The organism is Cognaticolwellia aestuarii, assembly GCF_002000025.1.
GTDB lineage: Bacteria > Pseudomonadota > Gammaproteobacteria > Enterobacterales > Alteromonadaceae > Cognaticolwellia > Cognaticolwellia aestuarii.
Window position 1 is genome coordinate 167,355 of sequence record NZ_MUZV01000001.1, and the last position, 24,637, is coordinate 191,991.

Genomic DNA, 24,637 nt, shown 5'->3' on the forward strand with positions numbered 1-24,637 from the left:
AAAAAGGTGACTTATATAAGTCACCTTTTTTTATGTGCTGTTCAATTGATATTTATGAGTAGTAATGCTGCACATCTACCCGTTTAATGGCGGATAAATTGTTACTCACTACTGGACGCACAATCAACAAAAGTATTATTGAACAGGACACTCAATATTCGCTGATAAAGACGGCATGATCATATTAGGAAATGACAACTTATCATCAAAACGCTCTACCCCTTCCAACACTTCAATCTTAAAGCCATAACTTTTGCAAATACGAAGTGATTGACGCATTAAAAATGTTGCTAATTTGCTGAACTCTGTATTTTGCTTTGCGATAACTTGAAGGTGATGTTTACCCTCTTTTAAATCTGTTTGCTTAAACTGCACTTGATGGTCAAAATCCCACTGTGATGCGCCATTAGGAATACCTTGCTGACTACTACAGGCACTAAGTAATAATGTGGTTACTACAAGCAATTTTTTCATTGAATATACTCCTATAAAACAACATCAATAATACGTTTTGATAACTCAGTGTAGTCATTTGTATAAGTGATGACCATCATTTTCGGTTAAGTACAAAAAAGCCAGCTAATTAGCTGGCTTTGATTAATTTAACTTTAAAACTAACGTTTCATTATCAAATTATTTTTTCTTTTTAACTGCTTTAGCATTTGGCAAATCAGTAATTGAACCTTCAAATACTTCTGCAGCTAAGCCGATTGATTCATTTAATGTTGGATGAGCATGAATAGTTAACGCTAAATCTTCGGCATCAGCACCCATTTCAACCGCTAAACAAACTTCACCAAGCATTTCGCCAGCATTGATACCAACAATAGCACCACCAAGTACACGACCAGTTTCTTTTTCGAAGATCATCTTCGTTTTACCTTCAGTACGCGCTGAGGCAATAGCACGACCAGAAGCTGCCCATGGGAAGTTAGCAATTTCAATGTTTAAACCTTGCTCTTTCGCTTCACGTTCAGTAACACCAACCCAAGCCATTTCTGGATCAGTATAAGCAATTGAAGGAATACAACGTGGATCAAATACGTGCTTCTTACCTGCAATAACCTCAGCAGCACAATGTGCTTCATGAACCGCTTTATGCGCAAGCATAGGTTGGCCAACAACGTCACCGATTGCAAAAATATGGTTTACGTTAGTACGAAGCTCGTTAGTTACATTGATGAAACCGCGCTCATCAACATTAACACCCGCTTTATCAGCTGCAACTAAATGACCATTTGGCTTGCGACCAACGGCAACTAAAATCTTATCATAACGTACTTGTCCTTCTGGGGCATTTTTGCCTTCAAAAGTAACGTATAAACCGTCATCTTTAGCATCAACTGCAACAACTTTGGTTGATAACATGATGTTGAATTTTTTCTTGTTGAAGTTGGTGTAAACTTTAACAATGTCTTTATCAGCAGCTGGTACAAGTTGATCAGCAAATTCAACGACAGAAACGTTTGAACCTAATGCTTTATAAACAGTGCCCATTTCTAGACCGATAATACCACCACCCAGTACCAACATTTCTTCAGGTACGTCTTGAAGCTCTAAAGCGCCTGTTGAATCAATAACACGTGGGTCTTCAGTTGGAATAAACGGTAAATCAACAACAGAAGAGCCTGCTGCAATAATAGCGTTATCAAAAGTAATGGTAGTTTTGCCGTCAGCACCTTCAACTTCGATAGTTTTATCAGAAGTGAATTTACCGTAACCAAATACGGTTTTAACTTTACGTGCTTTAGACATGCCGCCTAAGCCACCAGTTAATTGGCCGACAACACTTTCTTTCCAATCACGAATTTTGTCTAAATCAATTTTAGGAGTACCAAAAGTAACACCATGAGACGCCATAGCGGCCGCATCATCAATAACTTTAGCTACGTGTAAAAGTGCTTTTGAAGGGATACAACCCACATTCAAACAAACGCCACCAAGCGTTTCACGGCTTTCAACTAATACTACGTCTAAACCTAAATCTGCTGCGCGAAATGCTGCTGAATAGCCACCAGGACCCGCACCTAAAACTACTACTTGAGTTTTAATATCGTTACTCATGCTAACCTCAAAAATTGATGTATTTATTGCTGGTTATGCCAGCCTATATTTGCCAAACGTTTATTAAAGGTATTAACAATTAATATTTTCAGCACTATTGGTATTTTTCTTGACGCAATTTTACTTAAAGCGCACAAGGATCGCTATCTTTTAATCAGCAATTATTGATGAAAAGTGGGCAAAAATGAAAATCTATCAATGGTTTTCATTTTGCCAACTTGTTATTTCACATCACTGTCTTAATTCAAGCTTTGTCAAAGCAAACTATAAAATGAGCTTTCTAATATCACTCATCACGCTTGCTAAATGAACAGTAAAACGAGCCGCTAATGCACCATCAATTACACGATGATCGTATGACATCGATAGCGGTAACATTAACTTAGGTTCAAAATCTTTACCGTTCCACTTAGGTTTCATTTCTGATTTAGAAACACCTAAAATAGCCACTTCTGGCGCATTAACAATCGGCGTAAACGCTGTACCACCAATACCACCAAGACTTGAGATAGTAAAACACCCACCTTGCATATCTGCAGCCTTAAGCTTGCCATCACGTGCTTTCATACTAATTTCAAGTAATTCGCGTGATAACTGGTGAATGCCTTTTTGATCAACATCGCGCACTACCGGTACAACCAAACCATTCGGCGTATCAACTGCAACACCAATATGGATGTACTTTTTAAGAATAAGGTTTTCACCGTCTTCACTTAAGCTTGAATTAAACACTGGGAATGCTTTTAATGCATCGGCAGCCGCTTTTAAAATAAACACTAAAGGTGTGATTTTAAAACCTAATTTCTGCTTTTCACAAATAACATTTTGTTCTTTGCGGAATGCTTCAACATCAGTAATATCAGCTTCATCGAACTGAGTTACATGTGGAATTGTCACCCAGTTACGATGTAAGAATGGTCCAGATATTTTCTGAATACGCGTTAATGCTTTGGTTTCAATTTCACCAAATTTAGCAAAGTCAATTTGCTTAGCACTCACAACTTGTAAGCCACCTTCTCCTGCAGCAACTGAACTACCAGCATTAGCTTTTGGACGTGAAAGTTCATATTTAACATATGACTGTACGTCTTCTTTAAGAATACGCCCTTTACGACCAGAACCTTTCACTGCCGTTAAATCAACACCAAATTCGCGCGCTAAGCGACGAATAGAAGGCGAAGTATAAATAGAACCAGCATTCGTTAAACCCACTTGTGGATGATGCGGTACTGGTGCTGCTTTTTTCGCAGCAGGAGCAGGCACAGCCGCTTCGGCTTTTTCAGGGGCAGCAACCGGCGCTTCAGCAACAACTGGTGCACCTGAGCTAGTTTCTAGCTTGATAACAATTGAGCCCTGCTTAACTTTATCACCCGTACTGATGAAAACTTCTTTCACTGTTCCGGCGTGTGAAGAAGGTACATCCATCGTCGCTTTATCAGTTTCTAAAGTGATTAAGCCATCTTCTGCTTCAATGACATCACCAACAGCAACGAGTACATCGATAACATCGACTTCGCCGTCTTCACCAATATCAGGTACAGCGATATCAATAATTTCACTGCTTGTTGCCGCTGGGGCTGCTACAGGTGCTGGCGCTTGAGCGGCAACCTCTGCTTTCACTTCAGGTTCAACAGGCTTTTCAGCAGGTGCTGCAACTTCAGGCTCTGAAGATTCACCACCTGCGGCAGCACTCTTCATTTCAGCAATAACATCACCTTCTTTGATTTTATCGCCAACACTGACAGTTAAAGCAACTAGCTCACCAGCAAATGGCGCGGGAATATCCATCGATGCTTTATCTGTTTCAACAGTAAGGATCCCTTCATCTGCCTCAAGGTTGTCGCCAACAGCAAAACATATTTCAATAACTTCTACTTCATCGCCACCGACATCTGGGACGAGAATTTTTTCAATATCAGACATTTCTTAATTCCTTATCTCGTCTTAATTACGCGTAAAGCGGATTAAGTTTGTCAGCATTAATGTCAAAACGTGCGATAGCTTCACTCACTACTGAGTGTTTAATATCTCCACGATTAGCCAACTCATAAAGTGCTGCAACAACAATATAGTTTTGATCAACTTCAAAATGCTGACGCAAATTAGCGCGACTGTCACTACGACCAAAACCATCGGTACCTAAAACACGGTACTCGGTATTAATGTAACCACGAATTTGATCTGAGTAGTTTTTAACATAGTCAGTTGCAGCAATTGCAGGACCTTTGTCAGCGGTAATAACGTTAGAAATATAAGCTGTTTTCTGTTTGCTTTCTGGATGTAACATATTCCAACGAGCAACTTCTTGTCCGTCACGAGCTAATTCATTGAATGAAGTTACTGAGTAAACATCACTTGATACACCGTAATCAGCTGACAAAATTTGAGCTGCTTGACGTACTTTTTGTAAAATAGTACCTGAGCCCATCAACTGTACATTGGCTTTAGCTTTTTTAGCTTCAACACGTTCAAGTTGGTAAATACCTTTGATAATTTCTTCTTCAATGGTTTTATTATCAGGTATTGCTGGATGCTGATAGTTCTCGTTCATTAGCGTTAGATAGAAGAAAATATTTTCATTTTCTTCGTACATGCGACGTAAACCTTCACGGACAATAACGGCAATTTCATAACCATAAGTTGGGTCATACGTAACACAGTTAGGGATTAAACCGGCTTGTACATGGGAATGGCCATCTTGATGTTGCAAGCCTTCACCATTAAGTGTGGTTCTACCTGCAGTTGCACCCAATAAGAAACCACGTGCTTGGCTGTCACCTGCCGCCCATGCTAAATCACCCACTCGTTGGAAACCAAACATTGAGTAGTAAATGTAGAATGGAATTGTCGTTGCATTACAGGTTGAATAAGATGTACCTGAAGCAACCCAAGACGCCATAGCACCTAACTCGTTAATACCTTCTTGTAATACCTGGCCTTTCTTATCTTCACGGTAGTAAGCGACTTGGTCAGCGTCTTGTGGTACATATTTTTGACCTTCACTGGCGTAAATACCGACTTGACGGAATAAGCCTTCCATACCAAAAGTACGTGCTTCATCAGGAATAATTGGCACAATACGTTTACCAATTTTTTTATCTTTTAATAAGCTGTTAAGTACACGCACGAAAGTCATTGTTGATGAAACTTCGCGCTCACCTGAACCTTTTAGGATAGGTTCAAATATTTTTAACGCCGGCACATCAAGTGTTTCTTCTGCTTGTTGACGACGTGCAGGTAATGAACCACCCAATGCTTCACGACGTGCTTTCATGTACTTAAATTCTTCACTATCTTCAGGGAATTTATAGAAAGGTAAATCGGCAATTTGGTCATCACTGACTGGAATATTGAAACGGTCACGGTAATGTTTAATTGCATCAACATCCATTTTCTTGACGTTATGAGCAATATTTAATGCTTCACCAGAGGCACCCAAACCAAAACCTTTAACCGTTTTAGCTAAAATGACTGTTGGGCGACCTTTAGTATTCATTGCTTTTTCATAAGCGGCATAAACTTTTACCGGATCATGGCCACCACGGTTTAAACGCCAAATATCTTCATCTGACATATTAGCTACTAGCGCCGCTGTTTCAGGGTACTTATTGAAGAAGTTTTCGCGTGTGTATTTACCGCCTTTGGCTTTACAGTTTTGGTATTCACCATCAACGGTTTCGTTCATTAACTGTATTAACTTGCCTGATGTGTCACGGGCAATTAACGAATCCCAGTATGAACCCCAAATAACTTTCACTACTTCCCAACCTGCGCCACGGAAAGTACCTTCAAGTTCTTGAATGATCTTACCGTTACCACGAACAGGACCATCTAAACGCTGTAAGTTACAGTTGATCACGAACGTTAAGTTATCTAAGCCTTCTCGTGTTGCCAAGCCGATAGCACCTAATGATTCAGGCTCATCAGTTTCACCATCACCTAAGAAACAATAAACACGTTGACCAGAACAATCTTTAATACCGCGATCAGTTAAATATTTAAGAAAACGTGCGGTATAAATAGCTTGTAGTGGACCTAAACCCATTGAAACAGTTGGGAACTGCCAAAAGTCAGGCATTAAATGCGGGTGAGGATAAGAAGATAAACCATTGCCATCACACTCTTGACGGAAGTTATTCATCTGTTCTTCTGTTAATCGACCTTCCATAAATGCACGAGCATATATTCCTGGAGAAATATGACCTTGAGCAAAAATGAAATCACCGCCGTCTTTTTCTGACGATGCTTTAAAGAAGTGATTAAAACCGACATCATATAATGTCGATGAAGAAGCAAAGCTACCAATATGGCCGCCAAGCTCTAAATCTTTTTTCGAAGCACGTAATACCAGCACTAACGCATTCCAACGAATAGCGGCACGAATACGTGACTCTATGGTTTGATCTGCTGGCATATGTGGCTCTAATCCTGGAGGAATAGTATTTACATAAGCTGTTTTAGCATCAAAAGGTAAATGAGTTCCGCTGCGGCGGGCTCTATCAATTAACTTTTCCAATAGAAAATGAGCACGCTCTGGGCCTTCATTTTCTAACACAGACTCCATTGATTCTAACCATTCTTGGGTTTCCATTGAATCAATATCTAGATTTGGGAGCTCAGACATAATTACTTAGTCTCCAATTGTTATTTGTTAAGTAAATTTAATTGTTTAAAGATAGCTGCTTTTAAGCAAAAATCCTTAACTCAAGTCATTGTTCAAAAAATTTTAAAATTCTGTTTTTTTCATTCTGCGCATCGAACGTTCCATGCGACTATTTTCTTGCGTCATTTTCAGTAGCACTTCTTCAATAAAAGCTAAATGGCGATGACTAGCTCCCCAAGCTATTTGGGGCTTACCACTGATAATGGCACTCATTAAACGTGTGCGATAATCAGATATCTGGCTAAAGACATCAGGTCTTTTCGCCAAAATAGTTAAATTTTTCTCGATATTATCGATGAGCAAAGGCGCCATACTATGCGCCAGATGTAAAATAACGGCATTATGGCTAGCAGCACATATGGCTAAGTAAAATTCAAATACAGCCTGCGCTTCAATACGATAATTATCTTCTAATTGTGCACTACCAATATTGTCATGTTTATGCTGAATTTCATCAAAATCAGCTTGTGTACCACGCATAGCGGCATAATAAGCAGACATACCTTCAATACCATGACGAAATTCTAATAAATCAAATTGTGATTCTTTATTATTGGCCATTAAAGCAAATAGTGGGTCTGACAAGCCGCCTAAAATTTGCTCATTTACATAAGTACCGCCACCTTGGCGACGTGTCACTAAATTTTTAGCTTCAAGCTTTTGAATGGCTTCGCGTAATGATGGCCGAGAAACGTCAAATTGTTTTGCTAGTTCACGCTCAGCTAGTAACTTTTGACCAGGCTTTAAGCTGCCTTCGAGGATCATTGTCTCAAGCTGAGCCATAATAATATCTGATAGCTTGGCCTGTTTTACCGGTTTTTTAATACTCGGAATTGACATCTAAAACCCTTCATTATGTTAATACGTTTTAGGCTAAGCTTTTTATTTTAGCCTAAAACAAGTGGTAAATTGGTCTTACCACTTGTTTTTAAGGGTCATAATGTAGCAAATGCTTATTCAATTGTAAACCTACAGGCGAATTTTTAGGCACTGGCAGATAGGGGGAAGGCGCATCATTTTATACCGTTGAAATGATGCTTTAAATTAAATATTGATAGCAGAAAATTAACTTATATAGCTATAGCACCTAAAATTTACACTTTAGCCTATGACTGCATCTTATGGTGGTTAAGCTATCAAGTAGCTTTTAGGAAAGTATGCCTGTTAAAATTAATACCGCGATTAACGCTAAAAATAGCAACAATGTACGTTTAGCTAATTTAACCAGTAAACAAGGCTCGGCAGTACAGTCATCAGCATCAACCATATAATCCTCTGACATCTGTGCAACAGCTATCAATACTTTACTTGGTGCTTTCTCAAATTCAAATAGGTTTTCTAACCAAACCGGCATAGCTTTCGAGAAGTGACCAACAAACATATAGCCAAAAGCCACAAGTCGCACGGGTAACCAATCAACCCAGAAAAGTAATTGCTGACTTGCTTGATTATTGCCATCACCTATCTCGCTATTACTATTTTCATGCGCTGCATCAGGTACGACAACATCTTGCTCATTAGCGCATTCATTTATCGTGGTTAATAAGCGATAAAATAATGCTCCTGCCGCACCAAAAAGCACGAAAAATAGCATAACAGCAATAAAATAACGGTAATTTAACCAAACCAATGATTGGCCAAAGCCCATCTCTTCAATATTTTTATCTTGTAACAGCTGTAAGCGCTGTAGATCACAACTGGTCATTTCACCTTTAAATGCCGACTGTAAATAGCATTTATAAGCTTCTCTAGTTTTTACACAACCAAAGCAGACAATTAATATCAGGGTTGAAACAATTAAATGCAGTAAAGCATTATCTATTTGTGCTAATAAAAAATAACAGCCAAGTACCGGAATAAAAATAACCAGATAACTTAAAACAGTTGAGTGTCGATAATCAGCAAAAAGTTTAGTTTGCTTAAGCATGCTGACATAGCGTTGATAAAAAGTATTAAATTGCCAAGCACTTGATGATAAATAGCGCTCAGCAATCAGTGCAATTAACAAACTAATTAAGCTCATTTGATTTACCCTAATATTAAATAAAAATATTTATTTTCTGCCTATTGAAAGGTAGATGTCCGTTTAAAACCCACACCGTTTGCCGTCAGTGTTTTTGGCTTTACTCACAGCTAAAAAATCAGTTACTTTCAAGTGTTGCTCTAAAGTGCTGCCAGTCAAACGCTGTTCCTGGATCTGTTTTTCGATCAGGAGCAATATCACAGTGACCAACAATATGACCTTTTAACGCTGGATAAGCAGCAATGAGCGTACAACTTAACTGACTAAGCTGCTGATATTGTTCTTTAGTATATGGAATATCATCAGTACCTTCCAACTCTATGCCAATAGAGAAGTCATTACATTTATCTCTATTTTGATAACGAGAAACGCCGGCATGCCAAGCTTTATCATTGAAAGAAACATATTGTACGACCTCGCCGTTGCGTTTGATCAAGCAATGCGCCGATACCCGAATCTTATATATGGTTTCAAAATAGGGATCTAATGTTGGATCTAAACGACCAAGAAAAAAATCAGTTATATAATTGCCACCAAACTGCCCCGGAGGTAACGAAATATTATGTACAACCAGTAAACTAATACTTTCGTTTTTATCTCTGGGCTCAAAGTGGCTAGACGGTTGAATATCAGCACCAGTTAACCAACCATTTTCAATAACCCAATCGGCACTATTTGTTCGGCTATTTTTCAGCATTATCATACAATAATCGCCATCGTGTTTATCCTAACGCTATTAAATAGTAAAGTAGGTCATAGGACAAGCCATCAACCTAAGATCAATATCACTAACTATGACTGAACATGACACTACAACAAGCTTTGGCAAATATTTTATTTGGATTGCTTGGCTTATCGGCATTGCTTTATTAGTTTTTGTTTTTCAAGACTTACTCGATCAGCAATACAATCCAAACCAAGACCCTAAGTTGTCATTACAAAGCAATGGCAAAGCACAAGTAACCTTGCAACAAAATCGACAAGGACATTATGTTACCAACGGTGCTATTAATGGTACTGCGGTGACTTTTTTACTTGATACCGGTGCCACTCAGGTATCTATTCCTGCACGTATAGCCGACACATTATCATTGCAAGCTGGCGATAAGTATCGAGTACAAACCGCCAATGGCACTATCACTGTTTATCAAACCCAGTTAAATGAATTACGCATTGGCAATATCTACCTGTATAATGTTGCCGCACATATCAATCCGAGTATGGCATCAGACGAAATTCTGTTGGGCATGAGTGCCCTAAAAAGAGTAGAATTTAGCCAAACCGGAAAACAACTTATTTTACGAGAGCAGCTTTAGATGTTACCAGACTCATTATTACACGACATAACCAAAACCGTTACATGGGCTTTATGTGAAGACCTAGGCGTAAATACCTATGATGAACTTAGCAACAGCAGCGATATTACCGCTGAGCTTATTCCATCGGAAAATCAAGCAGTAGCTAACATAATTAGTCGTGATGAATGTGTCATTTGTGGCGTAGCCTGGGTAAATGAAGTATTTAAGCAGCTAGATAATATCTATAACACCAACACAAAAATCACTTGGTTTGTTAACGATGGCCAACATGTTAGCGCCAATACGACACTATTTGAATTATCAGGTAATGCCCGTATTTTATTAACAGGTGAACGTACCGCGTTAAATTTTTTACAAAGCCTTTCAGGCACAGCTACTATTACCAGTGACTATGTAAAACACCTAACAGGTACAACCACCAAATTACTCGATACCAGAAAAACTTTACCAGGCTTGCGTAGCGCACAGAAGTACGCCGTAACTTGTGGTGGTGGTGTAAACCACAGAATTGGCTTATTTGATGCTTTTCTAATTAAAGAAAACCATATTGCCGCTTGCGGTGGCATAGAAAAAGCGATTGCAACCGCACGTATCAATCATAGTGACAAAACGGTTGAAGTTGAAGTTGAGACTATCGAAGAGTTAACTCAAGCCCTAAATGCCGGGGCTGATATTATTATGCTCGATAACTTTAGTCCGCCAATGATCGAGCAAGCCGTGAAGCTAACTGCCGAAATATTTGCTGGTCGCACTAAATTAGAAGTTTCAGGTAACATGACACTAACTACATTAAAAGATTATGCAAAATCGGGAGTAGACTTTATTTCTGTAGGTGCACTAACCAAACACGTGCAAGCCGTAGATCTTTCCATGCGTTTTGTTTGAGCCTGCTGTTCTTTCGTGCTTACTTTAGCAACAAATTGTTCCGTGCTTAATACCAGCAGCACAGCAATAAATGCGCTTTACTATATGCATATGCACACCAACCATAAAAACTCAACAGTCTAGGGTTATTAATCAGTTATTTGATGTAGGTCAAAATTATTTTGCTCTACATCAATGACTAACTTATTTTTGTGTATTTCATTTCACTTTACCACGAATATCAATCAAATTTACACCACACTTAGACAACCTACATTTTAAATGATGAAAAAGGTAAGTGATAGCTTACTCGCACTCACATAACTAACTAAAATATAGATTACAAAATCTAACACTTTATTACATTTCTGAAAAATAATTCGTCACAATGTTTACATTTGGTTATTTTTGTCGCAGTATTATTTTTAACCACCGCTATTAATGTATGGAATGATTGATTATGAAAAAGACACTACAAAACTTAAATATGAAGAAAAAGTCTGAAGGTTTTACCTTAATTGAATTAATGATCGTTGTTGCAATTATCGGTATTTTAGCCGCTGTAGCTTTGCCGGCTTATCAAACATATTCAGATAGAGCGAGATTTTCTGAAGTCGTATTAGCAGCAACCCCTGCAAAAACAGCGATTGAACTCTGCGTTCAAACGACTAATGCTGCAGCATGCCACCAAGTAGAAGATGGACAAACAGGAACAGCCGCTAACACTAATGGCTGGGCCGCGGCCCCTAGCGTTAAATATGTCGTTATTGGCGGTACTGCAGCAGCCCCAACAGTAACAGTAACATCAACATTTACTAACGATGCAGGAGCCGATGTTACTTTCGTTTTAACAGGTAACATTACTAATAATGAAAGTATCACCTGGGATAATACAGCTGGAACATGTGCAGCCGCTGGCCTTTGTTAATTTTTTATAAGTTTAATAAAAAAGCTCCTGATGGAGCTTTTTTTATAATTTAGGACAAATAAATGTAGTTAAAAGCGCTTTTGCCTTCCAATACGCTACACTCTTGATAATAAATAAAAAGAATACTAATTTAAACACTATGAAAGGTCTTCATCAACAATCAAGTCTGCTGTCGGCATTAGCCAAACATAATATTGTTACCCGTGAAATGGTCGACACTATAAGTGCTGACTTTATTCGTCAAAAAAAACCATTTGTTCGCTACCTCGTCGAAGATAAAAATATTAATGCCGAACAAATAGCCAGCACGCTATCCCGTAGTTTTGGTTGCCCACTGATCGACCTAAATAGTTTTGATACTTCATTAGTACCTGAAGGGATACGTAATGAAAAACTGGTGCGTAAACACAGTGCCTTACCTTTATTTCTCCGTGGTAAGGTATTATTTGTTGCCATGTCAGATCCAACAAACCATGATGCGCTAGAGGAAATCCAGTTTAATACTGGTTTTTCAACTGAGTTAGTCCTTGCTAACGAAACCTCATTAATGGCATGCATCGACAAAGTTTTAGAAGCGGATAGTGATGCCCTTGACATCACCGATATGGATGCCGAAGAATTAGCCGGTATTGATGTGCAAGATGACCACCAAGAAGATGATAGTATTGCAGGTGGCGATAAAGAAGATGCTCCCATCGTTGTCTATATCAACAAAATATTACTCGATGCTATTCGCAAAGGCGCTTCTGATTTACATTTTGAACCTTACGAAAAATCTTACCGAATTCGCTTTCGAGTCGATGGCATACTTACCGAAGTCGCTAAGCCCCCTGTATCTCTTTCATCACGAATGGCGGCACGCCTTAAAGTGATGTCAAAGTTGGATATTGCAGAGCGGCGTGTACCACAAGATGGTCGTATAAAGTTAGCGCTATCCAAGAAAAAATCGATTGATTTTCGTGTCAGCACTCTACCGACTATGTGGGGTGAGAAGGTAGTGATGCGTATTCTCGACTCCTCCAGTGCTATGCTTGGTATTGAAATGCTTGGCTATGCTCCAGAGCAGAAGAAGATTTACATGGATGCGCTAGCACAGCCACAAGGCATGATATTGGTTACAGGACCAACGGGTTCGGGGAAAACCGTATCACTTTACACTGGCTTGAATATTTTAAATACCGAAGAACGCAACATTTCCACGGCAGAAGATCCTGTAGAAATTAACCTTGAAGGTGTCAATCAAGTACAAATTAATACTCGTGCAGGTTTAACATTTCCTGGGGCATTACGCTCATTTCTTCGTCAAGATCCTGATATTGTTATGGTCGGGGAAATTCGTGACTTAGAAACGGCTGAAATTGCGATTAAAGCAGCCCAAACAGGGCATTTGGTACTATCAACTTTACATACTAATTCCGCAGCAGAGACTTTGACCCGATTATTGAATATGGGTGTACCGTCATATAACGTTGCAAGTTCAATCAGTGTTATTATTGCCCAACGTTTAGCGCGTCGATTATGTATTCAGTGCAAAACAGAAGAACACATTCCAGAGAGCGAGCTGCTTACTCAAGGTTTTTTACCGGAACAAATAAGTACTATAAAATTATATAAACCTGTAGGTTGCGACTTATGTACTGGTGGTTATAAAGGTCGCGTCGGTATTTATGAAGTAATAAAAATCAGCGACGTAACTGCTAATCTAATTATGTCGGGCGCTAACTCTTTAGATATTGCGGCTCAGTGTCAACGGGAAGGATACAAAAATTTACGCCAATCTGGTTTAGAGAAAGCTGCTTTAGGGGTGACCAGTTTAGAAGAAATTAATCGTGTCACAAATAATTAGCCGGCTTCGAGTCAATCTCCAATTAATAAAAGCAGCTGTAAAACAATTGATTTGTAGATATTTTTTTAAAATTGCCAAGTTTAGACAATAGATATAAGCTAAATAGTATAGATAGAATTACCTTATATACCCAAGCCACTTGAAAATGCAGTTTCAGCGTTAAGCTAGGAAATCAGCGCAAGGCACAGCACGCAGATAATGGTTATTCCCTTATCAAGTGCTGCAACGCTGCACTGGTTTTCTAGCTTAGCGCCCGTAGGGCAAGTCGATAAAGGGTCATCTCCGGCGTTATTGATTTTAACAATGGAACAACCATTCCTTTCAATCAATGCCTTGGTGCTAACCCTTTTTCGACTTGCTGACTCCTGCATTTTCAAGCGGTTTGGGTATATGCAGTACTAACACCAATATTAACAATGGCTCTTACAATAAAAATTAGGTTACTCGCATGGCTGCTATTTCTTCATCAAGAGACAAAAATAAAAAAGTAAAAGCACTTGATATCTATAAGTGGCAAGGATTAAACCGCAAAGGTAAAAAAGTAGGCGGAGAACTCAATGCTAACAACATATTAGAGCTTAAAGCTCAGTTACGTAAGCAAGGTATAACCCCTGGTAGAATCAGTAAAAAAGCTAAACCCTTATTCGGTATCGGTGGCGATAAAAAAATACAACCCGTCGATATTGCGGTACTTACTCGGCAAATTGCTACCATGCTAGGCGCCGGTGTTCCTTTAGTACAAACCATTGAAATGATTGCTAATGGCCATAACAATGGCAATATGCAAAAATTGTTAGGCAATATTGGCAACAAATTACAATCAGGTGTGCCATTATCAGATTGCCTCCGTGAGCATCCTTTGTATTTTGATGACTTGTATTGTGACTTAGTCAACTCAGGTGAGCAATCTGGAGCCTTAGAAACCATCTATGATCGTGTTGCTACCTATAAAGAAAAAGCGGAAGCGTTAAAAGCGAAAATTAAAAAAGCCATGACCTACCCGATATCTGTTTTGATTATTGCTTTTATTGTTACCGCAGTATTATTAATTTTTGTTGTGCCTGTGTTTAAAGACATATTCGACAGTTTTGGCGCAGAATTACCCGGTTTTACCTTATTAGTTCTCGCCATATCAGAGTTTATGCAAGCCTACTGGTATTTTGGTCTTGCCGGCATATTTGCAGCTGGCTATTTATTTAAAAAAACACACCGTGCTAGCCAAACCTTTCGCGATAGTGTTGATAAAAAAATATTAAAAATCCCAGTCATCGGCAATGTCTTAAAAAAAGCAGCAGTTGCGCGCTATGCAAGAACCTTATCAACGACTTTTGCCGCTGGCGTACCTTTGCCTGATGCATTAGAATCAGCAGCAGGGGCTTCTGGTAATGCCGTATTTCGTGATGCGATTTTAGATATTCGTGCTGAGGTTACCTCTGGTATGCAAATGAACCTAGCGATGCGAAATTGTGCTATTTTTCCAGATATGGTTATCCAAATGGTCGCCATTGGTGAAGAATCTGGCGCTGTTGATGATATGTTAGCAAAAGTCGCCACCGTTTATGAGCAAGAAGTTGATAATGCTGTGGATAACTTAACTACCCTACTTGAACCGATGATAATGGCTGTACTTGGCGTAGTTATCGGCGGCTTAATTATTGCTATGTATCTGCCAATATTTCAAATTGGTATGGTTGTCTAGCTATGGTTATGAAGTTATCGTTTACCGCTATTAGCTAAAAGATAAAATTGTCTGCTTTGAATAATTTTTTATTTAAAACAGACGCGAATTAGCAATGGCCTTTCATGAGTTGCCATTCGTTAACCCTATTAACAGATCAAACAAGGTAAAACTTTTGACAGATTTCATTACCCTAATGAGTAACTCCCCTACTTTTTTCTTTTCGATTGTTTTTATTTTTTCTCTAATGATCGGTAGCTTTTTAAATGTTGTAATTTACCGCTTGCCTAAAATGCTGGAGCAAGGCTGGAAGCAAGAATGCCGAGAATTTTTAGCCGATGAACTTGCCAAACCAAGACGGTCAACTGATGATGCATTAATCACACTATCAACCCCAAGCTCTACTTGCCCAAGTTGTCAGCACAAAATTCGCTTTTACGAAAATATTCCGCTACTTAGTTGGTTATTTTTACGGGGTAAGTGTAGTCAATGCCAAGCCAACATATCTTCACGTTACCCTTTAGTTGAATTGAGCACGGCATTATTAAGTATGGTAATCGCAGCCCATTATGGCGTCACTTTAACTACCTTGTGTTTGTTAATATTAACTTGGGGCTTAATTTGCTTAACCTTAATTGATTACGATCACATGCTTTTACCAGATCAAATCACTTTACCATTATTGTGGTTAGGACTTTTAGTTAATATTAATGGTGCTATTGTTCCGCTAAATGACGCGGTTATTGGCGCGGTTGCCGGTTATATGAGCTTATTCAGTATTTTTTGGCTATTTAAGTTGGTTACTGGCAAAGACGGTATGGGCCATGGTGACTTTAAATTAGTGGCACTATTTGGCGCTTGGATAGGCTGGCAATTACTGCCATTACTTATATTAATGGCGTCAGCTGTTGGTGCTGTGATAGGTATCAGCTTAATGGTTTTTAAAAACCATCAGCGAGAGCAAGCAATTCCCTTTGGCCCTTATTTAGCAGTCGCCGGATTTATTACCTTACTTTGGGGTAATGATATTTGGTCTTGGTATTTAAGTTCATTAGTTTAAACTCATTAACCATACAACATAATTACAAACGAGCAACTTAGTTTATGTCGAAATTTATTGTCGGATTAACAGGGGGTATTGGTAGCGGTAAAACTACTGTTACCGATATTTTTCAGCAATTGGGTATTGATATTATTGACGCTGACGTTGCCGCTCGCATTGTGGTTGAACCCGGAAGCAGTGCTTTACAGGCTATTAGTAATCGCTTTGGCACTGATTATATTGATCATCAAGGACAACTCAATAGGGCAAAACTACGCAGCAGAATTTTTACTATCGATGAAGATAAAACGTGGTTAAATAACTTATTACACCCTTTAATCAGACAAGAAATCTTAAGACAAATATCACAAGCTAAAAGTCACTACTGCATACTAGTTGCACCATTGCTTTTGGAAAATAAACTCGATAAGTTAGTCAATCGAGTTTTAGTGGTTGATGTCGATGAAGCAACACAAGTTTCGCGTACTATTGCTCGCGACCCAAGCTCTGCAGAAGAAGTTAAACGCATCATTGCTAGTCAAATGCCCCGAGAGCAGCGCCTTAGTTTAGCGGATGATGTTATCAACAATCACAATATCAGTTTAGAACAGCTCCACATACAAGTAAGCAACTTAGATAAACAATATCAAGCGCTGTTGTCTAACTTAAGCTCAACCGAGTGAATCTTTAGCACTCGAAAAATAACAGCTAATATCAAAAGTTTTAGATGTCACTCTCAAACAGCGCAATCACTTCGCATTGATAGTTGGATATTCATTAAAGCTAAGCTGAGTAGGCCATCACTACTTTTGATAACAGAGCTAATTCGGAGCGAAACTGAAGTAGCTTGTTGAGTCGGTTTTTCTGTCCAAAATCAGCTTAACTAGCGCCTGATAAATACATGTTTTCTATTAAATGATTCGCCATTTTCATTAGTGATAGGTAGTATAAAGTTATTATTCATTAAATTTATTAATTAAGCACCAACGCTATGACGGCAATATTATACGAACATCCGCTTAATGAGCGCATACGTAATTACTTAAAGCTTGAACAACTTTTTGTGCAAGCTTTTGACAGTTTGCAATATAGCCTTATTACCAGTCATAGTGTATTTTTTAACGCATTATTTGCCATAGTTGATACCTTAGAGCGAAATGATATTCGTGGTGATTTAATCAAAGACCTTGAAAAACTTGAACAAAACTTAGTTATTTGGTCACAAAATCCTGAAATTGACAATGCCATCTTAGATGATAACTTAAAAAAAACCATTAGCCTTGCAAGTAGTTTAAAAGTTGCTTGTCCTCAATGGACTGAGCTTAAAGCCGACAAATTTTTAATGGCACTGAAACAGCGATTTGCGATTCAAGGAGGCAGTTCAACCTTTGATCTACCACAATTACAATTTTGGCTACATCAGCCCAGCACGCAAATAGAAAAAGAGTGTAATTACTGGCTATCCCGGCTAGCACATATCAGCTCGGCATTAACATTAATAATGAAGTTTATTCGTCAAAGAGCTGCGTTTAAAGAGATTTCTACGGAAAGTGGCTTCTATCAAGATAATGGTGAAGGGCTATTACTTTTACGCATTAAAATAGCCAATACATTGTCATTTTACCCAACCATTAGCGGTAACCGCTTTCGCTATTCTATTCGCTTTATGATGCCTTGTAATGATGCTGGGCGTAAATATGTCAAGCAAGCACTGACATTTCAACTGGCGCAATGCTAACAAAAACTTAAAGTGCTGTCAGAGTTAAGTGAAGACAAAGCACCATACTCCTGAGTAGCGATAAACCTAAAGCTTAAAGCTGATTACTCCCCTTTATTAATAGCCAAGATACTCCTAGCTGCCCAGTAAAATATTTCTTATAATAGCGCTATCACTTTATTCGCTAGTAACATCTGATATGACATTAAAAGTATCTTGCCCCACTTGTAAAAAAGAAGTGCTATGGCAAGCGCAAAGCCAACATCGTCCATTTTGTAGTAAGCGTTGTCAGTTAATTGATGTCGGTGATTGGGCTGACGAAAATCATAAAATTAGCCAGCCAATACAAGGCGCTGTTGACTTAAATGAAGAAATGCTTGACGCGTTGGAAGATCAATTTTTACAACATAATAAATTTTTTGTTGAACCGGAGTAAGACACTCTATTAGCAAGTAACGCGAAGCTACAAATAATTTTTTTGTAGCTTTTCAATAATTGCTTGATTAGCAGCCGGAAAATTTAAGTTCTCAAAATCAGCTAATTGATACCAAGCTGATGCTTGCCCTTCTAAGGCCGTTGCTTCACCAATAAAATTATCCACAACAAAAACTTCTAAACGTACCTTTTTATCCACGTAATCATGGGTTATTTCCATTAACGGCGTACAAGTTAGTACTTCTATCGCCACCTCTTCTTTTAGCTCTCTAAATAGCGCTTGATGCACAGTTTCATCATCTTCAACTTTACCACCTGGAAATTCCCATTTCCCTCCTTGATGACTATCTGCCAAGCGCTTAGTTAGAAAATATTGATCGCCCTGTTTGATCACCCCAACAGCAACATGAACAGTTTTACTTGCCATAACACTCCGCCTTAATTAATTTTATTTTTTATCTCGTTTATCTCAAAAAAGTAAGCACTTAGCGCTATATTGAATACCTGAGTAGGGAAAATGTTTGCAATTATCCTGACACTTTCAGCACTCAAAGAGCAACTTTAAAATTATCATTAAACCAGCACTTTAAGCTGAGTTCGGGATAATGGATGTGCTAATAAATTAGTATAGTGCAATGTTTACAAACACTTTAGTGGGTTTTTATAAACTTTTCCGCATAGTTTATTAGCAATGCCATAAGCCTTGATTCTCGCAGAAATCATCGTATTGGCGGGCTTCGTTTATCTCGGACTCAGGTAATTTAAAATAACAGCTATTAAACATAAAAATACCAGTCTATTGACTGGTATTTTTATAAAGCACTTAACGTAAGATAAGCTAGCTTAACTTAGCTTACCATGACACTGTTTATATTTTTTACCCGAACCACACGGGCAAGGCTCATTGCGTCCTACACGAGGCATAGTGGCTTCTTCAGGCTGAGAAGCAGACTGATGAGTATACTCTTTAGGAGCTTCATCAGCTTTTCTATGTTGCTCTTCAACCGCTTCTACATCAGATTCAGCTTTAATTTGCACTTTGCTTAAAATACCAATAACGTCATATTTTAAGTTATCAAGTAATTCGGCAAATAACTCGAAAGATTCACGCTTAAACTCTTGTTTTGGATTCTTTTGCGCATAACCGCGTAAATGAATACCTTGGCGTAAATGATCCATTGCAGCTAAGTGCTCTTTCCAATGAGAATCTAGACTTTGAAGCATCACAGCCTTTTCAAATTGACGTAAAACTTCAGCGCCGACCATTTCTTCTTTAGCAACATAACTTGCTTCAACTTCTGCAACAATTTTTTCTCGCAAAGTTTCTTCATGCAAATTGGTATCTTCTTCTAACCATTGGGCGATAGTCAGTTCAAGATTAAGTTCGCCTTTAATACGTTCTTCTAAGCCTGCAACATCCCACATTTCTTCTAACGATTGTGGTGGAATATGCTGACTAATTAAGCCATTAACAACATCAGCACGAATAGCTTTAATAACCTCAGCAATATCTGCCTCATCCATTAGTTCATTACGTTGCTCATAGATCACTTTACGTTGATCATTTGAAACATCATCAAACTCAAGCAGCTGTTTACGAATATCAAAGTTACGCCCTTCAACTTTACGTTGTGCGTTTTCAATACTTTTAGTCACCCAAGGATGTTCAATCGCTTCACCGCGCTCCATGCCTAATTTACGCATCATGTTAGAAATACGCTCAGAAGCAAAAATACGCATTAAACCATCTTCCATCGATAGATAAAAACGCGTTGAACCGGCATCACCTTGACGGCCTGAACGACCACGTAATTGGTTATCAATACGGCGAGACTCATGGCGTTCAGTTGCTACTATATGCAATCCACCAACAGCCAATACTTTGTCATGCTCTTCTTGCCATGCGGCTTTTATTTTTTCAACTTGTTCTGGACTTGGGTTATCAAGCTTAGAAAGCATCATACTTAAGTTACCACCAAGAACGATATCAGTACCACGACCCGCCATATTGGTTGCAATAGTTACCGCGCCCAATTTACCCGCGTCGGCAACAATTTCTGCTTCTTGTTGATGGAACTTAGCATTTAACACTTTATGCTTAATTTTTGCTTTCTTTAAAAATGAAGATAAAAACTCTGATGTTTCAATGCTAATAGTACCCACTAAAACCGGTTGTCCACGTTCAACACAGTCTTTAATATCATCTAGAATCGCTTCAAATTTTTCTTCAGCTGTTAAATAAATCAAATCAGGTAAATCTTTACGTAGCATAGGTCGGTTAGTTGGGATAACCACCGTCTCTAAACCATAAATATGATTAAACTCAAATGCTTCAGTATCAGCTGTACCTGTCATACCTGATAATTTATTGTAAATACGGAAAAAGTTTTGGAAAGTAATAGAAGCTAAGGTTTGGTTTTCGTTTTGAATATCCACACCTTCTTTTGCTTCAACAGCTTGATGCAAACCTTCTGACCAACGGCGACCTTCCATTGTACGACCGGTATGCTCGTCAACGATGACTATTTCACCATCTTTAACAATGTAATCGACATCTTTTTGAAACAGTTTATGCGCTCGTAGCGCTGCCATAACATGATGTAATAAGGTGATGTTTGCTGCTGAGAAAAGTGAATCTCCTTGCTGCATTAAGCCCTTTTCGATCATGATTTCTTCAATGTGAACTTGGCCTAACTCAGTAAGATAAATTTGCTTGGCTTTTTCGTCAATGGTGAAGTCACCAGTACTTTCTTCGCCTTCTTTGTCTTCTTCATCTTGCTGAACAAGCGTTGGCACAACTAAGTTGATATTGCGGTAAAGCTCAGAGCTATCTTCCGCTTGACCTGAAATAATTAACGGTGTTCGCGCTTCATCGATTAGGATCGAATCAACTTCATCAATAACAGCAAAGTTCAATGGTTTTTGTGCACGCTCTTCTGGCGAAAATGCCATGTTGTCGCGTAGATAGTCAAAACCAAATTCATTATTGGTGCCGTAGGTGATATCAGAGTTATAGGCTTCTTGCTTATCTGTTGGCGTCATGCCAGCAACATTACAGCCAACTGTCATACCTAAAAATTCAAATAATGGTCGACTCCAGTCGGCATCACGAGTAGCAAGGTAATCGTTAACCGTAATAACATGAACACCTTTACCGGTTAATGCATTTAGATAAGCAGGTAACGTTGCGGTAAGTGTTTTACCTTCACCTGTTCTCATTTCTGCAATTTTGCCAGAGTTAAGCACCATGCCACCGATCATTTGCACATCAAAGTGACGCATGCCAAATACACGCTTACTTGCTTCTCGTACCACAGCAAATGCTTCAGGAATTAGCTCGTCTAATACTTCACCTTGCTGAACTCGCTCTTTAAACTCAGTTGTTTTTGCTTTTAGTTCTTCATCACTGAGTGCTTCAAAAACAGGTTCTAGGGCATTAATTTTTGTTACTTCTTTGCGCATTTGTTTAAGTAATCGATCATTTCGACTACCAAACAGTTTTGTCATTAACTTTACAAACATCGTGTTAAACCATATTGAGAAGAAAATCTTCCACTGAAAATAAAATGATCGGTGGGACCAATCACATAAACTTGCTTAGTATTGTAATCGCAGCAGTATTTTAAACAACTGAAATTCGTGCAAAAGCTAATTTTTTGCTTTGCGATAAACGTATTTTTTTGGATCTATTTGTCGGTTATTACGTAAAATTTCATAATGTACATGAGGCCCTGTTGAGCGACCCGTACTGCCCATTTTTGCAATAACCTGACCTTTAGTGACAACATCACCAACGGCTACTTTTATTTCTTTGTTATGACCGTAGCGAGTTTTTAAGTTATCGCCATGATTAATTTCAATTAATTGACCATAGCCATACCGCTCACCTGCCCAACTTACCACACCCGACGCAGTCGCTATAATATCAGCATCTTCACTGCCGGCGAAGTCAACACCCTTATGCATTGCTGGCTTACCACTAAAAGGGTCTTTACGCATACCAAAGTACGATGACAGCCACCCTTTCTTGATTGGTCGACCAGACAAATACCTTGTATTCTCTATATGGTGACCCAAAGTGACAGATTCAAGCATTTTTAATTGTTTTTCTTCATGACTTAGAGATTCTTCCAATGCCGTGATTTCTAAAAGCAATTCAGCTAAGCTTTTAGACTTTTCTTCATGACTTTGAATCATTGGACCACCACTTGGTGGAGACAGTTGAAAATTAAACTCATTATCTGGAATATTCGCTTCTTCTGCTAAGCGATCTCCCAAAGCGTTTAATCTTAATACTTGGCTTTGTAATTCAGCCAACTTCATTGTAACGGCAGTTACTTGTTGACTATTGACTTTGGTATCATCAACAATAGGTAAGCTAGATAGCTGATAGATAGTGCTTTGTGGTACATCGTCCGCTGAGGCAATCAAGTGGACAATAAACCCCGAAACCAAGGCAAAAACTATTAAGGCAGATAACCAATGCAGCTTATTAAGCTTCATGGAAAATCTAACGTTCTTTCCTCGGTACAGTAATGTTAAACTCATAATTCATTCATCGTTTGTTCAAGAGCTGACTTATGGCACGAAAATCGAAAATCCCCACAGACATGTCAGCGCTGTTTAATTCAACGTCAGGCACTTTGGCACAAATAGCTGCAAAAACCAACTTTTTAACGGTATTGGCTGATATTGTACGACAAATTTGCCCAGACCTACCAGAGGATGTATGGAAAATAGCCAATTTCAAAGCGAATGCCATCGTCATTGAAGTAAATTCTGCTGTTTGGAGTCAGCGTTTACAATTTGAAAGAATGAACATTTGTCGAAAGCTTAGCGAAGTAACAAATAATGAGTTCAACCAAATAGAAATTAAAGTCACACCTTTTCGCACGAAAATACCCGAAAAAACCGTTATTCCTAACGCCGTAAACTCGACTATATCAGCACGCACAGCAACACAGTTATTAGAAGTTGCACGCAGTGCTCCTGATAGCCTACGTAAAAAACTAGAAAAACTTGCTTCGCATGCAAAAAATAACAATGACCAATAAAAATTTAATGATAAAAAAACCAGTACAAAGACTGGTTTTATAATAGTGATTATTGCGACTCAATCATACTAAAATGCTGTTGCACTAATTTCTTGGAATTGAATCGGAGATTCAACGGTATCTTCATACGTTACCCATTCCCAACAATCCACTTGTTTAAATACTTCACGTAGCAGCATGTTATTAAGGCCATGACCTGATTTAAATGCATTTAGCTCGCCTAAAATACTGACACCACTCATATACAAGTCGCCAATCGCATCCAATATTTTATGCTTAACAAACTCGTCGTCGTAACGAAGATCATCTTTGTTGAGCATTCGATATTCATCTAAAACAATAGCGTTTTCCAAGCTACCGCCTAAGGCAAGGTTATGCGAACGCAAAAACTCAATGTCCTTCATAAAACCAAAGGTGCGAGCACGACTAATTTCTTTGATAAATGAGCTACTCGAGAGGTCCATACTCATCGTTTGACAAGTATTCGCAATAACCGGGTGTTCAAATTCAATAGCGAAATTAACTCTAAAGCCTTCATAAGGCTTTAATTCTGCCCACTTATCACCTTCGTCTACGCGAATAGCTTTAGTAATACGTAAAAAGCGTTTAGCAACATTTGAAGTTTCAATACCTACTGATTGAATTAAATAAACAAACGGTAAAGCACTACCATCCATGATTGGAATTTCAGGTGAGTCAACCTCAACAATCAGGTTATCAATACCTAAACCTGCAACAGCAGAGAGCAAATGTTCGACGGTGGAAATCTGAACACCTTGCTCATTCACTAAACACGTACACAAAGTCGTTTCACCAACAGCTTCCGGCGTCGCTGGAATATCGACAACGGGATCTAAATCAACTCGGCGAAAAATAATACCGGTGTTAGCAGGCGCAGGACGGAGAGTAATCTGCACCTTTTCACCTTTGTGTAACCCTACACCAATAGCAGAGACACTTTCTTTTAACGTACGTTGTTTAATCATAAATAGCCTTCTTAAGCC

The 24,637-nt window shown here is 38.7% G+C and carries 21 protein-coding genes; 10 read left to right on the forward strand and 11 right to left on the reverse strand.

All coding sequences use genetic code 11. The annotated features are described in order from the left end of the window. Positions 1-135: 135 nt before the first annotated feature. From B0169_RS00745 to ampD, 7 genes are all read right to left on the reverse strand, one after another. Positions 136-474 carry a hypothetical protein gene (locus B0169_RS00745; RefSeq protein ID WP_077283734.1) on the reverse strand — a complete coding sequence of 113 codons (339 nt, stop codon included), beginning with the start codon at positions 472-474 and terminating at the stop codon, positions 136-138. A gap of 159 nt (positions 475-633) precedes the next feature. After that, entirely contained in the window at positions 634-2,064 is a 1,431-nt protein-coding gene (lpdA, locus tag B0169_RS00750; RefSeq protein WP_077283736.1) for a dihydrolipoyl dehydrogenase, read from the reverse strand. A gap of 264 nt (positions 2,065-2,328) precedes the next feature. Then, positions 2,329-3,987 (reverse strand): dihydrolipoyllysine-residue acetyltransferase, encoded by a 1,659-nt coding sequence (gene aceF / locus B0169_RS00755; RefSeq protein ID WP_077283738.1) that lies wholly within the window; start codon positions 3,985-3,987, stop codon positions 2,329-2,331. Positions 3,988-4,012: 25 nt separating this feature from the next. Continuing rightward, positions 4,013-6,688: a pyruvate dehydrogenase (acetyl-transferring), homodimeric type gene (gene aceE, locus B0169_RS00760; protein ID WP_077283740.1), complete on the reverse strand. Its 2,676-nt coding sequence runs from the start codon at positions 6,686-6,688 to the stop codon at positions 4,013-4,015. Between the two features lie 102 nt (positions 6,689-6,790). Continuing rightward, positions 6,791-7,552 carry a pyruvate dehydrogenase complex transcriptional repressor PdhR gene (gene pdhR, locus B0169_RS00765; RefSeq protein WP_143323450.1) on the reverse strand — a complete coding sequence of 254 codons (762 nt, stop codon included), beginning with the start codon at positions 7,550-7,552 and terminating at the stop codon, positions 6,791-6,793. 322 nt (positions 7,553-7,874) lie between these two features. Continuing rightward, positions 7,875-8,750, reverse strand: a complete 876-nt coding sequence (gene ampE / locus B0169_RS00770; RefSeq protein WP_077283744.1) for a beta-lactamase regulator AmpE — start codon at positions 8,748-8,750, stop codon at positions 7,875-7,877. 118 nt (positions 8,751-8,868) lie between these two features. Continuing rightward, complete coding sequence (gene ampD / locus B0169_RS00775; protein ID WP_202971799.1) at positions 8,869-9,453, reverse strand: 1,6-anhydro-N-acetylmuramyl-L-alanine amidase AmpD; 585 nt, start codon at positions 9,451-9,453, stop codon at positions 8,869-8,871. A 91-nt stretch (positions 9,454-9,544) separates the two neighbouring features. Between ampD and B0169_RS00780 the strand changes: the two genes are divergently transcribed. The 9 genes from B0169_RS00780 to yacG all read left to right on the forward strand — a co-directional run bounded on the left by B0169_RS00780 (position 9,545) and on the right by yacG (position 18,580). After that, entirely contained in the window at positions 9,545-10,066 is a 522-nt protein-coding gene (locus B0169_RS00780; protein WP_077283748.1) for a retropepsin-like aspartic protease family protein, read from the forward strand. Beyond that, entirely contained in the window at positions 10,067-10,954 is an 888-nt protein-coding gene (nadC, locus tag B0169_RS00785; RefSeq protein WP_077283750.1) for a carboxylating nicotinate-nucleotide diphosphorylase, read from the forward strand. 439 nt (positions 10,955-11,393) lie between these two features. After that, on the forward strand, positions 11,394-11,861 hold the full coding sequence (locus B0169_RS00790; RefSeq protein ID WP_077283752.1) for a pilin: 468 nt from the start codon (positions 11,394-11,396) through the stop codon (positions 11,859-11,861). A gap of 139 nt (positions 11,862-12,000) precedes the next feature. Continuing rightward, complete coding sequence (gene pilB / locus B0169_RS00795; RefSeq protein WP_077283754.1) at positions 12,001-13,707, forward strand: type IV-A pilus assembly ATPase PilB; 1,707 nt, start codon at positions 12,001-12,003, stop codon at positions 13,705-13,707. A gap of 448 nt (positions 13,708-14,155) precedes the next feature. After that, positions 14,156-15,406: a type II secretion system F family protein gene (locus B0169_RS00800; RefSeq protein WP_077283756.1), complete on the forward strand. Its 1,251-nt coding sequence runs from the start codon at positions 14,156-14,158 to the stop codon at positions 15,404-15,406. 154 nt (positions 15,407-15,560) lie between these two features. Next, positions 15,561-16,445, forward strand: coding sequence for a prepilin peptidase (locus tag B0169_RS00805; RefSeq protein ID WP_412842105.1), 885 nt, complete (start codon positions 15,561-15,563; stop codon positions 16,443-16,445). Positions 16,446-16,489: 44 nt separating this feature from the next. Further along, the gene (gene coaE, locus B0169_RS00810; protein WP_077283760.1) at positions 16,490-17,110 is read left to right on the forward strand and encodes a dephospho-CoA kinase; all 621 of its coding nucleotides are present in this window, start codon (positions 16,490-16,492) and stop codon (positions 17,108-17,110) included. A gap of 308 nt (positions 17,111-17,418) precedes the next feature. Beyond that, positions 17,419-18,165, forward strand: coding sequence for a cell division protein ZapD (gene zapD / locus B0169_RS00815; protein WP_077283762.1), 747 nt, complete (start codon positions 17,419-17,421; stop codon positions 18,163-18,165). A 178-nt stretch (positions 18,166-18,343) separates the two neighbouring features. Next, positions 18,344-18,580: a DNA gyrase inhibitor YacG gene (gene yacG / locus B0169_RS00820; RefSeq protein ID WP_077283764.1), complete on the forward strand. Its 237-nt coding sequence runs from the start codon at positions 18,344-18,346 to the stop codon at positions 18,578-18,580. Between the two features lie 27 nt (positions 18,581-18,607). Here the strand turns inward: yacG and mutT are convergent, their stop codons facing one another. The 3 genes from mutT to B0169_RS00835 all read right to left on the reverse strand — a co-directional run bounded on the left by mutT (position 18,608) and on the right by B0169_RS00835 (position 23,127). Further along, positions 18,608-19,006: an 8-oxo-dGTP diphosphatase MutT gene (gene mutT / locus B0169_RS00825; protein WP_077283766.1), complete on the reverse strand. Its 399-nt coding sequence runs from the start codon at positions 19,004-19,006 to the stop codon at positions 18,608-18,610. A gap of 416 nt (positions 19,007-19,422) precedes the next feature. After that, positions 19,423-22,101, reverse strand: coding sequence for a preprotein translocase subunit SecA (gene secA, locus B0169_RS00830; protein WP_077283768.1), 2,679 nt, complete (start codon positions 22,099-22,101; stop codon positions 19,423-19,425). 126 nt (positions 22,102-22,227) lie between these two features. Continuing rightward, the gene (locus B0169_RS00835) at positions 22,228-23,127 is read right to left on the reverse strand and encodes a M23 family metallopeptidase (protein ID WP_077283770.1); all 900 of its coding nucleotides are present in this window, start codon (positions 23,125-23,127) and stop codon (positions 22,228-22,230) included. A gap of 32 nt (positions 23,128-23,159) precedes the next feature. Between B0169_RS00835 and B0169_RS00840 the strand changes: the two genes are divergently transcribed. After that, positions 23,160-23,633 (forward strand): DUF721 domain-containing protein, encoded by a 474-nt coding sequence (locus tag B0169_RS00840; RefSeq protein WP_077283772.1) that lies wholly within the window; start codon positions 23,160-23,162, stop codon positions 23,631-23,633. A 68-nt stretch (positions 23,634-23,701) separates the two neighbouring features. Here B0169_RS00840 and lpxC read toward each other — a convergent pair whose 3' ends face one another. Continuing rightward, a complete protein-coding gene (gene lpxC, locus B0169_RS00845) occupies positions 23,702-24,619 on the reverse strand; it encodes a UDP-3-O-acyl-N-acetylglucosamine deacetylase (protein ID WP_077283774.1) in 918 nt (305 codons plus the stop codon). Between the last annotated feature and the right edge of the window lie 18 nt (positions 24,620-24,637).

Excerpts from the sequence above, each read along its gene's own strand:
- aceE (WP_077283740.1), bottom strand. The coding sequence starts at position 6,688 with ATGTCTGAGCTCCCAAATCTAGATATTGATTCAATGGAAACCCAAGAA.
- B0169_RS00800 (WP_077283756.1), top strand. The coding sequence starts at position 14,156 with ATGGCTGCTATTTCTTCATCAAGAGACAAAAATAAAAAAGTAAAAGCA.
- aceF (WP_077283738.1), bottom strand. The coding sequence starts at position 3,987 with ATGTCTGATATTGAAAAAATTCTCGTCCCAGATGTCGGTGGCGATGAA.
- B0169_RS00840 (WP_077283772.1), top strand. The coding sequence starts at position 23,160 with ATGGCACGAAAATCGAAAATCCCCACAGACATGTCAGCGCTGTTTAAT.
- secA (WP_077283768.1), bottom strand. The coding sequence starts at position 22,101 with ATGTTTGTAAAGTTAATGACAAAACTGTTTGGTAGTCGAAATGATCGA.
- mutT (WP_077283766.1), bottom strand. The coding sequence starts at position 19,006 with ATGGCAAGTAAAACTGTTCATGTTGCTGTTGGGGTGATCAAACAGGGC.
- coaE (WP_077283760.1), top strand. The coding sequence starts at position 16,490 with ATGTCGAAATTTATTGTCGGATTAACAGGGGGTATTGGTAGCGGTAAA.
- B0169_RS00835 (WP_077283770.1), bottom strand. The coding sequence starts at position 23,127 with ATGAGTTTAACATTACTGTACCGAGGAAAGAACGTTAGATTTTCCATG.
- zapD (WP_077283762.1), top strand. The coding sequence starts at position 17,419 with ATGACGGCAATATTATACGAACATCCGCTTAATGAGCGCATACGTAAT.
- lpxC (WP_077283774.1), bottom strand. The coding sequence starts at position 24,619 with ATGATTAAACAACGTACGTTAAAAGAAAGTGTCTCTGCTATTGGTGTA.
- nadC (WP_077283750.1), top strand. The coding sequence starts at position 10,067 with ATGTTACCAGACTCATTATTACACGACATAACCAAAACCGTTACATGG.
- B0169_RS00745 (WP_077283734.1), bottom strand. The coding sequence starts at position 474 with ATGAAAAAATTGCTTGTAGTAACCACATTATTACTTAGTGCCTGTAGT.
- ampE (WP_077283744.1), bottom strand. The coding sequence starts at position 8,750 with ATGAGCTTAATTAGTTTGTTAATTGCACTGATTGCTGAGCGCTATTTA.
- B0169_RS00790 (WP_077283752.1), top strand. The coding sequence starts at position 11,394 with ATGAAAAAGACACTACAAAACTTAAATATGAAGAAAAAGTCTGAAGGT.
- ampD (WP_202971799.1), bottom strand. The coding sequence starts at position 9,453 with ATGATAATGCTGAAAAATAGCCGAACAAATAGTGCCGATTGGGTTATT.
- lpdA (WP_077283736.1), bottom strand. The coding sequence starts at position 2,064 with ATGAGTAACGATATTAAAACTCAAGTAGTAGTTTTAGGTGCGGGTCCT.
- yacG (WP_077283764.1), top strand. The coding sequence starts at position 18,344 with ATGACATTAAAAGTATCTTGCCCCACTTGTAAAAAAGAAGTGCTATGG.
- pilB (WP_077283754.1), top strand. The coding sequence starts at position 12,001 with ATGAAAGGTCTTCATCAACAATCAAGTCTGCTGTCGGCATTAGCCAAA.
- B0169_RS00780 (WP_077283748.1), top strand. The coding sequence starts at position 9,545 with ATGACTGAACATGACACTACAACAAGCTTTGGCAAATATTTTATTTGG.